The sequence below is a fragment of the Corynebacterium glucuronolyticum DSM 44120 genome (genome assembly GCF_030440595.1).
Classification (GTDB): Bacteria; Actinomycetota; Actinomycetes; order Mycobacteriales; family Mycobacteriaceae; genus Corynebacterium; species Corynebacterium glucuronolyticum.
The window spans coordinates 482,649-496,648 of sequence record NZ_CP047452.1 but is presented as its reverse complement, the minus strand read 5'-3'; the positions used below and the strand labels follow the sequence as shown (position 1 = coordinate 496,648).

The window sequence follows — 14,000 nt, the reverse complement described above, 5'->3', positions numbered from 1 at the left end:
TGTACCGGTTATCACTTCAGCGTGGGTATGTTATTCAGGTCCCACCTCGTCGACGATGCGTACCTCCCCTTTGAACAGCGGGCGACGGCTTGCATCGGCCCACAATTCCTCCTCATCGAAGTCCTCCTTTGTAAACTCTGATTCCTCATCCGCCTGCAGTTCCTCGACGGCTTCCTGCGTCAGTCCCTCACGCAGTTCCTTGCTGTCGATCTCAGAGCTGCGAAGCGCCGTGGTTAGTTGCATCCAGTCGCGGTTCCTCGAGAACGAGTTTGCGGAGGATGAGGGCACGAATCTTGTCGCGTCGGCGCCCCTCCGTGTAAATATCCTGTCGCCCATTGAGCAACCAGGAGGATGAAAACCATGACGATCCCCAACCATCCCATGACGGGGAAGATCTTATTGACCAGCTCAGTGAAGGAGAAGAAGCTGAGGAGAAACGCAATCCCCCCACGAGGACGGCGTAGTACATCCGGAACCACGCGGGATTGCCTACCGTTACTCTGCGTCCCATCGAGTACATGACGGACAGGCCCGTGGAAAATATCATGAGGTACGTGGCGATCGCTGCCACCGGCCCGAGTGCAGGGTGAACCTGCTCAACAAGCAGCAGCGTGGGCAGGTCGGCGTGTGCCACGTCCTCCACACGGAACAGCAGTGCGACGGCCATCACAAGGAGAACAACAGCAAAGATCGCACCGCCGAGAAAACTACCGCAGCTGGCCTCCTTCGACCGCCAATTGTTTCCGCCGATGATAAAGGCCATGGCGATACCCGAGGGCATGGCCACGCCGATGTAGTTGAGCGCGCTCAACGACCAATTGGGCAGTGGCTGGTCGACGGTCTGCTGCGCATATTCCGACACGTGGCCGAGATCCCCGGCCCGGAGACGATAGCGGCGATGGCGGCAATGAAGATGAGAAGCAGCATGAATGGTGTGATCGCACCGAAGAGGTTAGTGATCTTCTCCACATCGAGTATGCCCGCTTCCAGGACGAGGACGGCCATAATCACCGAGCCACCCCACAGCGGAAGGTCGAACTGCTGGTGAAGGTTGCTCCCCGCGCCGGCCATCATGACGAACCCGAGACAGAACTGGGAGGCCGTCAGGGCGTAGTCCAGGAACCGCGCGGTGAGGGCGGAGGTGACGTTGTCGAATACCTTGCCGTGGCTCGTCGCCCGGAAATAACGGCCGTATTGCAGGATGACCATTGCTGTAAACGGCATGAGGAAAAGGACGATGATGTCGGCCGCGATCCCCCACGTGCCGTAGGAGACGTAGTACTGCAGCATCTCCTGCCTTGACGCGAACCCCGCCCCCACAGTGAACCCGAAGTATGCGAGTCCAATAACCAATATGTTCTTCCACATGGTGGAACACATATTTCCAAAATTACGTATATAAAAAGTCTAAAACAGGTAAGTATAGATGTCTCGCTCGATAGGCGTTCGTGGAAGAATAGGGGTGTGAACGACAACGCACTGGACACTATCGTCCGCCTCCGCGACGGATTGAAGGGCGTGGGCTTTTCCACGGACCCCGAATCCAAGCGGGAGACCGAGGCGATCATCGACCAAATTAACGATTACATCCTGCCTCGATTAAAAAACGTCGATGCGCCTCTCCTCGCCGTGATCGGAGGGTCGACGGGTAGCGGTAAGTCCACGCTCGTCAATGCTCTCGTCGGTAGGCGTGTGTCACGCTCGGGGGTGATTAGGCCGACGACGAGGCAGCCCGTCCTTGTGTCTAACCCGGCGGATGCCGAGTGGTTCGACTCGCCGCATGTCCTGCCGGGTCTCGCCCGCGAGCACGGCGATCCGGATCAGAACCCTGAGGCCACGAGCCTTCGCACGGTCGTCGCCGATTCCTTGACTCCGGGTCTTGCGCTTCTCGACGCCCCGGACTTCGATTCCATTGACGATCGCAACCGGGCTCTCGCGACCCAACTCCTCGCCGCAGCGGATTTGTGGATCTTCGTCACCACCCCGGCGCGGTATGCCGATCAGCTCGTGTGGAACTTCCTCCACGATGCTGCGGGCCGCAACCTACAGGTGATTGTTGTCCTCAACAAGGTTGAGGAAGATTCCGGTGATTCCGTACCGAACGACTTGCGACGGATGATGGACGAGGCGCAACTTCACGACGCGGAGCTCATCGTCATCCCCGATGCGGGCCACGTGGAGGAGCTCCTCCCCCACGAGTATGTATCGGAGCTGTCGGACCGATTGGCAACCCTTGCGGCGGATGCCGCAGCCCGCCGTGAGATGGCGGGGAAGACCTTGCTCGGAGCCGTCGGCAAGCTCGAGGAACGAGTGGGGGCGATAGCGCACGTCAAGCAACAACAGGAAACTTTCGCTGAGCAGCTGAACGAGGGCATCGCCGACAACTACGAGGCGGCGACGAGACAGGTCCTCAACGCGACCAGTGACGGCCAGCTGCTGCGCAAGGAGGTGCTTAACCGCTGGCAGGACTTCGTCGGCACATCCGATGTTTTCAGGACGGTCGAGCGGCTGTACGCCCAAGCTCTGGATCGGATTGGGCGCTTCTTCTCTGGCAAGCCCGAACCAGTGCGCGAGGTGGAGACCGAGATCGAGGAGGGCCTCCACGCCGTCATCGTCGATGCCGCCGAGACCGGGGCCACACGCTCATGGGGTTATATCGGTTCCAACGCACCGATTCTGCGCGAAGGCACCGATCCGTCACTCGCCCACGCCAGCCGCGATATCGGCGACCGTGCATCCTCCCTCGTCCGCGAATGGCAGGGCGAGCTGATGCGCAATATTGAGGACAGTGCCGGCGACAAGCGGATGAAAGCGCGCATCATGAGCTTCGGTATCAACGCCGCCACCGTCGCTCTCATGCTCGTCGTCTTTGCTGGTACGGCGGGGCTCACCGGCGGCGAGGTCGCCATTGCGGGTGGTTCGGCTGTAGTCGGGCAGAAACTTCTGGAGACCATCTTCGGCGAGGACGCGGTCCGCAGGATGGCGAACAACGCCCGCCAATCACTGAACGAGCGGGTGAACAAGCTGTTTGCTGACGAAGCTGAGCGCTACTACCAGCTCACCGACCACCTCGGTGACGGCACTCCGGCAGCTACACTGACGGAACTTGCCTCCGATGCTGTCTCTCACGTGCACAACCAGGCGAAGGGTAACAAGTAGATGTTTGGAAAGAAGACCACCCTCACCGAGCGTCTCGACGCGCTAAATACCGCCGCTGATCTCGGGCGGGGCTACCTCTCACCACGCGAGCAGGAGGCCATTGCCGGTGTAACCGAGCAGGCCGCACAGCGCCGCGAGCTCTCCGGTTCGCACACCGTCGTCGGTTTCTTTGGTGCTACCGGCTCCGGCAAGACGAGCCTGTTCAACGCCGTGGTTGGCGAGGATCTGGGCAAAGCTGCGGCCCGCCGCCCCACCACCTCTTCGCCACTGGCCGCCGTGTGGGAGCCGGAGGGATCTGAGGAACTGCTGGACTGGCTGCAGATAGAGGATCGGAGGATGCGCACCGGAACCTTCCACGGAAGTCCCCTCATCCTTCTCGACCTACCGGATTTCGACTCCGTCGAGCCAAAGCACCGTGCGGTTGCCGAGCGCCTGGCAGGCCAGGTGGATGTGCTCGTCTGGGTTACCGACCCCGAGAAGTACGCCGACGGCATCATCCACGATCGGTTCATCCGTCCGCACGCCTCCCACAGCTCCGTCACCCTCGCTGTCCTCAACAAGGCGGACAAGCTGAGCAAGGACGATGCGCGCAATGTCGCCCGCTCCTTCCACCAGCTGCTTATCGACGATGGGTTGTCCCGCGTGCGCGTCATCCCCACCAGTGCCAAGACCGGTGCAGGCGTGGAGGAGCTGCGCAAGGAAATCGCTCGCGTCGCGCAAACACATGCGGCGCAGGAACAGCGCATCGCCGCCGACATCGACACGATCACCGCACCCTGGGCGGAAAACAAGGTTCCCGGTGACGTTCCTCGCGGCGCTAAGAAGGAACTGGATACGTACCTCGCCAAGGCAGCCGGGGCCGATTCCATCGCCGATGTCACCGCCGCCGCCTACCGCAAACGCCTGGGGCAGAAGACCGGTTGGCTCCTCACCAGCTGGATTCCTCGCTTCCGCGCCGACCCGCTCAAGCGCCTTGGCCTGCGCGAGGAAGCCGATGAGCTCGGTGTCCACCGCTCCTCCATGCCCGCGCTCGACGCGTCCTCACGCGCCGTCGCCAACAAGGGTGTGCGTAATTTCGCAGAGACCGCCGCCCAGGGCTTGCCGACGAGCTGGTCCTCGGCACTGTTCGACCACACCGAGGAGATCGTGGACAACCTGCCCGACCAACTCGACCGCGCCGTCGCTCGCACTGAACTACCCGCACAACCGGGCAAGGGGTGGGGAATCTTCACCTTCCTACAGTGGATCGGGTTGCTCGCCGCGTTGGTGGGCGTGCTGTGGTACCTCGTCATCGCCTTCCTACCCGGTGTCATCGCACCGATTATGGAACCGCGGATCCCCGAAGTGGAGGGGTGGCCCGTGCCAACTCTCCTCATCCTCGCCGGGCTTCTCGTGGGGCTCGTCCTCGGCCTGTTCACCGGTGCCTTCGGGTGGGCTATCGGCGCGGGAATCAAGAACCGCACCAAACGAGCCATTCGCAACGAGGTCGCCGAAATCTCCGACGATGCCGTTGTCGCTCCGCTGCTGGAGATCCGCAACCGCTACATCTCTTTCCTCGAGGCGATGAAGAAGGCCGCCGCCTAACAGTATCCGCACACAAAAGAGGAGGGGTACCGGTTTCGGTACCCCTCTTTTTAGCTGGCAGTCGTTGGATCCTGCTTATTAAGCCAGTCCATGTACCGGTCGTTTTCTAAAATTCCCAGATACACAACGATGACCATGAAAAAGGGAGCCAGCACCTGCCAGGCAGCATCGACGCTGAGGGCTAACACCACGTAGGCGATGGAAAAGCCCGTGTAGCTCCCCTTCCACAACGCCACGAGCGGCAGTCTGCGCGGAAGCCATCGCACCATGGTCACAGCCCAGATGACAAGCCCCGCAGCGAGGGTGAGGTAACGGATGCCGTGCACCGAGCCGTCGACAAGCAATTCGATAGCACCATCGACGGTGAGGAACGTCCAACACCCGAACCAAATCCATGCCCATTTCATAGGGGTAGCCTACTCCCTATTAATCACTGGGGGTACATACTCCCAATGCAGGATCTTGGGCAGGAATCCCACGACAATGCCGATGAGCACCGATGCCCAGCCGAGACCCGCCATCCACCCGAAGGCGAAGGACATCGGGGCCAGAAGAGTCATACCGATCTCGAACGGTGCGAAACCGACGTAGGCCACGCCGTACTCATTCAGCGTGCCGGACTTCAGCTTCGGATCGACGATCTTTAGCAGCGCGATGCCCGTGGCCACCGCAGCCGTCGCCCAACCCCACGTGAACAGGCCACGCTCCAGCCAGCGATCACCGAAGTACTGCGGCGCCTGGAAGCGGAAGACCAGGAAACAGTAAATAACACCGAGGACGAACATGATGAGCAGTGGCTGCCAGTACGCGGCCACAACCGACGGTGCGATCGACGCCACACCAAAAGCGATGAGATAATCCGTCGCCGCACCCGAGTTCGCCGCAATGAGATCCTTATCCAGGAAGTACGGGTGACGCACCGCCTTGAGGAAGAGCCTGCCCGCAAGACCCATGACAAACGACATGGCGAACAGCGGAATGCTGACCGTGGGGAAAATATCCTTCAAGAAATTGACAACCACATCCGCGGCGAGCACTGTCAGCGTCACTACCGAAATGTGCAGCGTGATCGGCTCGATTGCCGAAGGGTTCGTCGTCGCGTGACCAACCGCCGGGCGATCTTCCAAGTTCTCGATGTAGCCGGAGCGCAAATCCCACGGCAGACGCTGCGGAATCGCACTCGTCCGCCCCGTGCGAATACCCCACGCCGAGAAAATCATGCCACCGACGATCGCCGCAATGGTACCCACCGTTGCCGCAGTAAAGCCCAATGACGCCGCATCCGGCGCGCCCGCGTCCTGCAGCGCGGAACCCACCGCCGCCGCAGTGCCGAAACCGCCGACGAAACCGACCGGCAGCATCATGCCGAACCACTCGCCCGTGTGGAAGATCGGATCCAAGACATACCTGCCGAGGATGATGAACAAGCCCCACTGACCCAGGAACATCGATGTCGAATACGCCCACATGTTGCGCGCATTCTTCGCCACTCCCCCGCCGAGCTCCATCGAATAGGCCATCGACGCGAAGACGAAGGCAATGAGCAGCGTCGTGTACGTCCCCATCGAGTTAGAAAATGGGATCCACCCCAACACCTCGGGGCCGAGGATGAGAGCCAGGATGCCGCCCGTGATGGAGGCAGGCATGAGCAGCCGTTGAAAGATGCCGACCCGCCTGCGCAGCGTGTTCCCGATGACCATCAAAAGCGAAATCCATCCCACATCCCACAACAATGTAAATGGAGTGAATTCTTCTGCAGACATACCAGCCTCCTTTTTAACTTATGCCACCCAGACTCTCACAGAACTACGTGTACACATTCTCCTTGTCCCACAGTCCTAGCCGCGGAAACTTTTGTTTTTCGTTGAACACCTTGAGTTTACTCACCCTTTTTGGGCTCACCAAGAATAGGGCAATAGTCACCTACCCCGCTCCTTCATCCCACAGCCCATGTCTGACCTCTTTCGTAGGTACCCCCGGAATGAGTGAGAAAGCTGCTTTATTAGAGAAAGTTTCTGTATTTCAGCCCGGCGATGCCGTTTTCGTCGTGTCTGTCATGTAGATTTCACCCCGACCGCCCGCGCCGCACCACTCCGCACCTCGCCCGCTGCTGAGAAACAAAACGTACCTATGAGCGCATTGACAGGTGTTTCCACGCCAAACGGTGATGCTCGGTCTTTCCTTCCCTGTGAGAATTTCCATTCTCTGCTTCCCCACGCACGTGTATGCATCTGCCAAACACGGCCCAGCACCAGGCAAACGTCGAAAAGCAAGGAGCAGACGGGCCGCATTCGAGACCGCGCACTACGCAACACGGCCCGACCCAGGGCGAAGCACACAAAGCACGGGGAGAGACGGGCCGCATTCGGGACGGCACGCTACGCAACACGGCCCGACCCAGGGCGAAGCACACAAAGCACGGGGAGAGATGGGCCGCATTCGGGACGGATGGGAAGGCAGGCATGAAAAAACCCGGCCCCACGAGGGGGCCGGGCGGGAGTCGTCGAAAAGCTAGGGGTTACTTAGCCTTCTCGATGATCTCAACAAGACGGAAGTGCTTGTCCTTGGAAAGCGGACGAGTCTCCTCGATGCGGACGCGGTCGCCGATACCGGCGATCTCGTCCTCGTCGTGTGCCTTAACCTTGCTGTTAAAGCGCATCGTCTTGCCGTAGAGGGCGTGCTGCTTGCGGTCCTCGAGCTCGACAACGATGGTCTTCTGCATCTTGTCAGAGACAACGTAGCCTTCGCGGACGCGGCGAGCACCCTTCTTCTTCTCAGAATTTTCAGTCATGATTATGCCTCAGCTTCCGGAACGTTGGACAGGCCCAGCTCGCGCTCACGAATGACCGTGTAGATGCGGGCAATGTCCTTCTTCACAACACCCAGGCGGCGGTTGTTGGTCAGCTGACCGGTGGCGTGCTGGAAACGAAGGTTGAAGAGCTCTTCCTTCGACTCCTTGAGACGCTCAACCAGCTGGGAGTTGTCTAGTGTACGAAGCTCGGAGGCGGGGATACCAGCTGCCATTAGAACTGATCCTCCTTGCTGATGATACGGAACTTACACGGAAGCTTCTGGCCGGCGCGGCGCAGAGCCTCAATTGCAACGGCATCGTCCGGGTAGCTCATCTCGAAGAGAATGCGGCCGGGCTTGACGTTAGCAATCCACTTCTCCACGGGGCCTTTACCGGAACCCATACGAACGCCGAGCGGCTTCTGGGTCAGGGGGCGATCCGGGAAGATGTTGATCCATACCTTGCCGCCACGCTTGACGTGGCGGTTGATGGCAATACGTGCAGCTTCGATCTGACGGTTGGTGATGTAAGCCGGCTCCAGAGCCTGGATGGCGTAATCACCAAAGGTAATGCGAGTGCCACCCTTGGCAACGCCACGGCGACCGGGGCGGTGCTGACGGCGGTACTTAACGCGCTTTGGAATAAGCATTGGTGTTTAAGCCTCCTGCTTCTTCTGCTCTGCACGCTGGCGACGCTGGCCACCGCGACGCGGACGGCCACCGCGGTTACCGCGGCCGCGACGATTCTCAGGTGCATTCAATTCGCTCTCGCGACGGCCACCGACGACATCGCCCTTGTAGATCCACACCTTGACGCCAATACGGCCGAACGTGGTGTGAGCCTCAAAGGTTCCGTAGTCGATCTCGGCACGCAGGGTGTGCAGCGGAACGCGACCCTCGTGGTAGCGCTCGACGCGGGACATCTCGGCACCACCGAGACGACCAGCACACACAACCTTGATGCCCTTGACCTGCGGCTGACGCATAGCAGACTGGATAGCCTTGCGCATAGCACGACGGAAAGCGACACGGTTGGAAAGCTGCTCGGCGATGGACTGAGCCACCAGCTGAGCGTTGGCATCGATGTTCTTGACCTCGATGATGTTCAGGGCGACCTGCTTGCCGGTGAGCTTCTCGAGCTCGCCGCGGATGCGGTCAGCCTCAGAACCGCGACGTCCAATCACAATGCCCGGGCGGGCGGTGTGGATGTCGACGCGAACACGGTCGCGGGTGCGCTCGATGACGACGTCGGCGATGCCGGCGCGATCAAGGCCCTTGTCCAGGAATTCGCGAATCTTGATGTCCTCAGCAACGTACTCCGAGTACGTCTTCTTATCTGCGTACCAGTGGGTCTTCCAATCTGAGGTGATGCCCAGACGGAGGCCATGAGGATGGATTTTCTGGCCCATTACTTGGCCCCTTCCTTCTTCTCCTCGACAACCACGGTGATGTGGCTCGTGCGCTTGCGGATGTGGAATGCACGACCCTGTGCGCGCGGACGGAACCGGCGCATGGTCGGACCCTCGTTGGCGTATGCCTCGGAGATGACCAGCGAGCTACGATCCAGGCCGAAGTTGTTCTCGGCGTTAGCTGCTGCAGAGGCAACAACCTTGGCGAGTGGCTCAGCAGCACCCTGCGGAGCGTACTTCAGAATGGACAGCGCCTCGGAGACGGACTTGCCGCGAACCAGGTTGATAACGCGGCGAGCCTTCATCGGGGAGACGCGGACGAAGCGCGCGGTAGCACGAGCGGACGTAATCTGATCAGTCATTTACTTACCGCCCTTTCTTATCGTCTTTAACGTGACCCTTGAATGTCTTGGTCGGTGCGAATTCGCCGAGCTTGTGTCCAACCATGGACTCGTCGACGAACACCGGCACGTGCTTGCGACCGTCGTGGACGGCGAAAGTGTGACCAATGAAATCCGGAAGGATCGTGGAGCGACGGGACCAGGTCTTGATGACCTGCTTGGTCCCCTTCTCATTTTGAGCATCTACCTTGTTGAGGAGGTGCTCGTCTACAAACGGGCCTTTCTTTAGGCTGCGTGGCATTCTAAGTTACCTCCTCTTAGCGCTTCTTGCTCTTGTTGCTGCGGCGACGACGCATAATCATGCGATCGCTCGGGCGGTTCGGCTTGCGGGTACGAACTTCCTTCTGGCCCCATGGGGACACAGGGTGGCGACCACCGGAAGTCTTACCTTCACCACCACCGTGCGGGTGGTCAACCGGGTTCATCACAACACCACGGACAGTCGGGCGAACGCCCTTCCAGCGCATACGGCCGGCCTTGCCCCAGCGGATGTTGATCTGGTCCGCATTGCCAACCTCGCCAACGGTGGCGCGGCAGCGGATGTCTACGCGACGGATTTCGGAAGACGGCATACGCAGAATGGCGTACTTGCCTTCCTTACCGAGCAGCTGAATGGAGGTACCAGCAGAGCGGGCCATCTTGGCACCGCCACCGGGCTTGAGCTCCACGCAGTGGATCGTCGTACCAGCGGGGATGTTACGAAGCGGAAGGTTGTTACCCACCTTGATGTCAGCAGTTGCGCCGGACTCAACGATGGTGCCCTGCTTCAGGCCACGCGGTGCGATGATGTAGCGCTTCTCGCCGTCGACGTAGTGCAGCAGCGCAATGTTAGCGGTGCGGTTCGGGTCGTACTCAATGTGAGCGACCTTTGCCGGCACGCCGTCCTTGTCGTTGCGGCGGAAGTCGATGACGCGGTAGCGCCTCTTGTGTCCGCCACCCTTGTGGCGGGTGGTGATGTGGCCGTGAGAGTTACGGCCGCCCTTCTTGGGCAGGGGACGCAGCAGAGACTTCTCTGGAGTCGAGCGAGTGATCTCCTCGAACTCAGACACAGAAGACTGGCGGCGGCCCGGGGTTGTCGGCTTATATTTACGAATAGCCATAGTTAATACGTCCTTATCTTTTCCGGTCTAAACCGCAGGGGCCTAGACGGAACCGCCGAAGATGTCGATGGAATCGCCCTCGCGGAGGGTGACAATGGCGCGCTTGGTAGCCTTCCGACGCCCGAAACCGCCGGTGCGAGTGCGCTTGCGCTTGCCCTCACGGTTCTGGGTGTTAACGGAGGTAACCTTCACGTCAAAGATCTCCTCGATGGCGTGCCGGATTTGCGGCTTGGTGGAGTCCTTAGCCACGAAGAAGGTGTACTGACCCTGCTCCGTGAGACCGTAGGACTTCTCGGAAACCACAGGCGCGATGATGATGTCGCGGGGATCTGCAATGGTAGCCATTTACTTCTCCTCTTCCTTGGTCGTGGCAGCCTTCTTCACCAGGGAGCTCTTGGACTTAAGTTCGATGAACTTGTGCAGAGACTCGACGGAGAAGATCACGTCGTCAGCCTTGAGGACATCGAACGTGGTGATCTGCTCGGGGCCGCAGAAGCGAACGCCGGGGAGGTTGCGGACGGACAGACGGGAGGTCTGATCCTCGCGACCAACGACGACGAGCACGTTCTTGCGGTCGGTGATGGACTCCAGGAAGGTACGTGCAGCCTTGGTGGACGGCTTCTGACCGGCAACGACCTCGGTGATCGCGTGGATGCGACCGGTACGTGCGCGGTTAGAAAGTGCACCGAGGAGGGCAGCAGCCTTCATCTTCTTAGGAGTGCGCTGCGAGTAGTCGCGCGGCTTCGGGCCGTGCGCGATACCGCCGCCGGTGAAGTGAGGAGCGCGGATCGAGCCCTGGCGAGCGCGACCGGTTCCCTTCTGACGGAACGGCTTCTTGCCGCCGCCGGAAACTTCACCACGAGTCTTTGTGGAGTGGGTACCCTGACGTGCGCCAGCAAGCTGTGCGTTCACAACCTGGTGGAGCAGCGCAACAGACACCGTGCGGTCAAACAGCTCGGCGGGAAGCTCGACGGTTCCGTCGGTCTTACCGTCTGCGGTATGGACATCGAGTACTAGGTTGCTCATGTTTATGCACCGCCCTTCACTGCGGTCTTGACAGTGACGAGGCCACCACGGTTACCCGGGATTGCACCCTTGATCAGGATGAGGTTGGCCTCGGCGTCGATCCTCTGAACCTTCAGGTTCTGAGTGGTGACGCGATCTTGACCCATGCGACCAGCCATGCGGGTGCCCTTGAATACGCGACCGGGGGTTGCGCAAGCACCGATACCGCCGACGCGGCGGTGAGCAGCCTGGTTACCGTGGGCAGCACCCTGGCCTGCAAAGCCGTGGCGCTTCATTGCGCCGGCGTAACCCTTGCCCTTGGTCGTGCCGGTGACGTCGACGAGGTTAACGCCCTCGAAGATGTCGACGGTGACGTCCTGGCCGAGTTCGTAACCGGACACATCGTCCATACGAATCTCTGCCACGTGGCGACGCGGGGTAGCGCCAGCTTTCTTTGCGTGACCCACCTGCGGCTTCTTAGCCTTGCGGGGGTCGATTTCGCCATATGCGATTTGGATAGCGTTGTAGCCATCGGTTTCAACGGTGCGAATCTGGGTGACCACGCACGGCCCAGCCTCGACGACGGTGACCGGAACAACCCGGTTGTCCTCGTCAAAGACCTGGGTCATGCCGAGCTTGGTGCCCAGAATGCCCTTGATCTCTTTTTCACTCATTGTTCATTCTCCGTAAGGAATTACTCGCTCGCAGTTACTGAATGTTGACATCGACGCTGGCCGGAAGATCGATGCGCATAAGCGCGTCAACGGTCTTCGGGGTCGGGTCGAGGATCTCGATCATGCGCTTGTGCGTGCGCATTTCGAAGTGCTCGCGCGAGTCCTTGTACTTGTGGGGAGAACGAATAACACAGTAGACGTTCTTTTCTGTGGGCAACGGCACGGGGCCAACGATACGGGCACCGGTACGGGTGACCGTCTCCACGATCTTCTTCGCTGACGCGTCGATCGCTTCGTGGTCGTAGGCCTTGAGCCTAATGCGGATCTTTTGTCCCGCCACGCTTATCCTCTTCCTCGCTCGTCCCACATCAGTATTACCTGGTTGGTGGGAGCTGATGGTTGGTTTCTCTATAACGTTGTCCAGTCCGTGGTACTCACGCCGGTTGCAACAGAGGATAGACATGCGGTGGCGACTCTTCACATAGGAAGGCGCCTCTATAATCGCCTACGAACCACTGTTGAATTGCACGTGAGCCAGTTTCTGGCTTCCAGACCTTGCCGGAAAATCACTGTTCCCAATGTCCGCGCCCGAAGGCGCTCAATTGGCAACCTGGACATTAAAACATATGCCCTTAAAAATTGCAAACCTTTCTTTTTTTGCTTGCCGACGCTCCCCTGGTTTCGGCTCCCCTCTCCCCTCACCCGCCCACCATCCTCCACGGCAGGAAAAATATCGTTACCCACTTGTTACACATTTTTCATTAAGATTGAATGTTGTTGCTGATTTATTCACAGACCAGCAGCTACCGTAACCAAACCAACTTGAATCGATGCAAGGAGAATACTTCCATGGCACAGAACAACACCTCGAAGGCTGTTTCCCAGGACAACAAGAGCACGGACGCAACCAAGCCCGTCACTCAGAACGCCGATTTCGAGGCAGAGAACGCCAAGGCAACCTCCCACGGCTACACCGCCATTGAGGATTCCGTTATTTCTAAGATCGCCGGCATGGCAGCCCGCGAAGTCTCCGGCGTGTACGCACTCGGTGGCCAGGCAGCCCGCATGGTTGGCGCACTGCGCGACACCGTTGGTGCTTCCACCAACGTCCAGCAGGGTGTCTCCGTCAACACCGACGAGAACACCGCCGACGTTGAGGTCGCCATCGTCGCCGAGTACGGCGTTGCAATCCACGAGCTGGCTGAGGCCATCCGCCAGAACATCATCAACGCTGTTGAGCGCATGACCGGCCTGACTGTCAACTCCGTCAACGTCACCGTCCACGACGTCCACCTCGAGCTCGAGGAGGATGAGCCGGAAGAGACCACCGCCATCGAGGGCCACAAGAGCTACCGCTAAGGAGCACGACACGTGACCCAGTCTGTTCCGCTAGACGTCGCCGAAGCCATCGTGTCGGAGGTTACCTCTATACACGGTGTTGGCGACATGCACAGTGGGCAGTTCGGCGAAGTTGCGTTGCTCTACCCCGGCACGCGTGTGCAGGGACTCCGCGTAAATGATTCTCGCCTCGAGGTGCACCTCGTGTGCGACTACGCCGCTGGCGAGGATCTTCACCGAGTAGCAGAGAAGGTTCGCAGTGTCGCATCCCGGCACGTTGATCTCCCCGTAGACGTAATCTTTGGCGACGCCCAGTAATTCCAACTTTGTGAAGAATGATGCATTTATGATTAACAAAACATTCATTGGACTCCTCGTCGGCTTACTGCTCGCCATCGCTGCCACCACCGGCGGGATCGGAGGATTCTTCCTCGCCGCAGTTTTCGCCATTATTGGTGGCCTCGTCGGAGCCCAACTTGACGGTAATTTCGATATCCGGACCTTTGTGGATTCACTCGGCAACCGTGGCAGGGGGTAACC

At 59.6% G+C, this 14,000-nt stretch carries 21 protein-coding genes; 5 read left to right on the top strand and 16 right to left on the bottom strand.

What is annotated here, in order from left to right:
* Positions 1-30 precede the first annotated feature (30 nt).
* The 3 genes from CGLUCO_RS02360 to CGLUCO_RS02350 are packed head-to-tail and all read right to left on the bottom strand — an operon-like array spanning position 31 to position 1,368.
* Positions 31-243 (bottom strand): hypothetical protein, encoded by a 213-nt coding sequence (locus CGLUCO_RS02360; RefSeq protein ID WP_084036691.1) that lies wholly within the window; start codon positions 241-243, stop codon positions 31-33.
* Entirely contained in the window at positions 212-862 is a 651-nt protein-coding gene (locus tag CGLUCO_RS02355; RefSeq protein WP_232621895.1) for a hypothetical protein, read from the bottom strand. Before CGLUCO_RS02355 ends, CGLUCO_RS02360 begins: the two co-directional genes overlap by 32 nt.
* Positions 808-1,368, bottom strand: a complete 561-nt coding sequence (locus tag CGLUCO_RS02350) for a hypothetical protein (protein WP_084036618.1) — start codon at positions 1,366-1,368, stop codon at positions 808-810. The genes CGLUCO_RS02355 and CGLUCO_RS02350 overlap by 55 nt, the downstream gene beginning before the upstream one ends.
* A gap of 96 nt (positions 1,369-1,464) precedes the next feature.
* On the opposite strand from CGLUCO_RS02350, the gene CGLUCO_RS02345 reads away from it, so the two are divergent.
* Together CGLUCO_RS02345 and CGLUCO_RS02340 are read left to right on the top strand one after the other, a co-directional pair.
* Positions 1,465-3,159 (top strand): dynamin family protein, encoded by a 1,695-nt coding sequence (locus CGLUCO_RS02345; RefSeq protein WP_005390521.1) that lies wholly within the window; start codon positions 1,465-1,467, stop codon positions 3,157-3,159.
* Positions 3,160-4,743 carry a GTPase gene (locus CGLUCO_RS02340; RefSeq protein ID WP_084036617.1) on the top strand — a complete coding sequence of 528 codons (1,584 nt, stop codon included), beginning with the start codon at positions 3,160-3,162 and terminating at the stop codon, positions 4,741-4,743.
* A gap of 50 nt (positions 4,744-4,793) precedes the next feature.
* Here the strand turns inward: CGLUCO_RS02340 and CGLUCO_RS02335 are convergent, their stop codons facing one another.
* From CGLUCO_RS02335 to rpsJ, 13 genes are all read right to left on the bottom strand, one after another.
* Positions 4,794-5,150: a hypothetical protein gene (locus tag CGLUCO_RS02335; RefSeq protein WP_005390523.1), complete on the bottom strand. Its 357-nt coding sequence runs from the start codon at positions 5,148-5,150 to the stop codon at positions 4,794-4,796.
* 9 nt (positions 5,151-5,159) lie between these two features.
* Entirely contained in the window at positions 5,160-6,506 is a 1,347-nt protein-coding gene (locus CGLUCO_RS02330) for a sodium/glutamate symporter (RefSeq protein ID WP_005390524.1), read from the bottom strand.
* A gap of 755 nt (positions 6,507-7,261) precedes the next feature.
* Positions 7,262-7,534 (bottom strand): 30S ribosomal protein S17, encoded by a 273-nt coding sequence (gene rpsQ, locus CGLUCO_RS02325; protein ID WP_005390525.1) that lies wholly within the window; start codon positions 7,532-7,534, stop codon positions 7,262-7,264.
* A 2-nt stretch (positions 7,535-7,536) separates the two neighbouring features.
* The gene (gene rpmC, locus CGLUCO_RS02320; protein WP_005390527.1) at positions 7,537-7,767 is read right to left on the bottom strand and encodes a 50S ribosomal protein L29; all 231 of its coding nucleotides are present in this window, start codon (positions 7,765-7,767) and stop codon (positions 7,537-7,539) included.
* Positions 7,767-8,183 (bottom strand): 50S ribosomal protein L16, encoded by a 417-nt coding sequence (gene rplP, locus CGLUCO_RS02315; RefSeq protein ID WP_005390533.1) that lies wholly within the window; start codon positions 8,181-8,183, stop codon positions 7,767-7,769. Before rplP ends, rpmC begins: the two co-directional genes overlap by 1 nt.
* Before the next feature lie 6 nt (positions 8,184-8,189).
* Positions 8,190-8,942, bottom strand: a complete 753-nt coding sequence (gene rpsC, locus CGLUCO_RS02310) for a 30S ribosomal protein S3 (RefSeq protein WP_005390534.1) — start codon at positions 8,940-8,942, stop codon at positions 8,190-8,192.
* Positions 8,942-9,304 carry a 50S ribosomal protein L22 gene (gene rplV, locus CGLUCO_RS02305; protein WP_005390536.1) on the bottom strand — a complete coding sequence of 121 codons (363 nt, stop codon included), beginning with the start codon at positions 9,302-9,304 and terminating at the stop codon, positions 8,942-8,944. Before rplV ends, rpsC begins: the two co-directional genes overlap by 1 nt.
* Before the next feature lie 4 nt (positions 9,305-9,308).
* Complete coding sequence (gene rpsS, locus CGLUCO_RS02300) at positions 9,309-9,584, bottom strand: 30S ribosomal protein S19 (RefSeq protein ID WP_005390537.1); 276 nt, start codon at positions 9,582-9,584, stop codon at positions 9,309-9,311.
* 16 nt (positions 9,585-9,600) lie between these two features.
* Complete coding sequence (gene rplB / locus CGLUCO_RS02295; RefSeq protein WP_005390539.1) at positions 9,601-10,443, bottom strand: 50S ribosomal protein L2; 843 nt, start codon at positions 10,441-10,443, stop codon at positions 9,601-9,603.
* Between the two features lie 42 nt (positions 10,444-10,485).
* Complete coding sequence (rplW, locus tag CGLUCO_RS02290; RefSeq protein WP_005390540.1) at positions 10,486-10,788, bottom strand: 50S ribosomal protein L23; 303 nt, start codon at positions 10,786-10,788, stop codon at positions 10,486-10,488.
* Positions 10,789-11,469, bottom strand: a complete 681-nt coding sequence (gene rplD / locus CGLUCO_RS02285) for a 50S ribosomal protein L4 (protein ID WP_084036616.1) — start codon at positions 11,467-11,469, stop codon at positions 10,789-10,791.
* A gap of 2 nt (positions 11,470-11,471) precedes the next feature.
* The gene (rplC, locus tag CGLUCO_RS02280) at positions 11,472-12,122 is read right to left on the bottom strand and encodes a 50S ribosomal protein L3 (RefSeq protein ID WP_005390545.1); all 651 of its coding nucleotides are present in this window, start codon (positions 12,120-12,122) and stop codon (positions 11,472-11,474) included.
* 34 nt (positions 12,123-12,156) lie between these two features.
* Positions 12,157-12,462: a 30S ribosomal protein S10 gene (gene rpsJ / locus CGLUCO_RS02275; protein ID WP_016458981.1), complete on the bottom strand. Its 306-nt coding sequence runs from the start codon at positions 12,460-12,462 to the stop codon at positions 12,157-12,159.
* A gap of 509 nt (positions 12,463-12,971) precedes the next feature.
* Here rpsJ and CGLUCO_RS02270 point away from each other — a divergent pair.
* Genes CGLUCO_RS02270 through CGLUCO_RS02260 form a run of 3 tightly spaced genes read left to right on the top strand, consistent with a single transcriptional unit; the run spans position 12,972 to position 13,998 of the window.
* Positions 12,972-13,481 carry an Asp23/Gls24 family envelope stress response protein gene (locus tag CGLUCO_RS02270; protein WP_034989257.1) on the top strand — a complete coding sequence of 170 codons (510 nt, stop codon included), beginning with the start codon at positions 12,972-12,974 and terminating at the stop codon, positions 13,479-13,481.
* 12 nt (positions 13,482-13,493) lie between these two features.
* On the top strand, positions 13,494-13,778 hold the full coding sequence (locus CGLUCO_RS02265) for a hypothetical protein (RefSeq protein WP_034989254.1): 285 nt from the start codon (positions 13,494-13,496) through the stop codon (positions 13,776-13,778).
* A gap of 28 nt (positions 13,779-13,806) precedes the next feature.
* Positions 13,807-13,998, top strand: coding sequence for a hypothetical protein (locus CGLUCO_RS02260; RefSeq protein WP_005390553.1), 192 nt, complete (start codon positions 13,807-13,809; stop codon positions 13,996-13,998).
* The last annotated feature ends 2 nt before the right edge of the window (positions 13,999-14,000 follow it).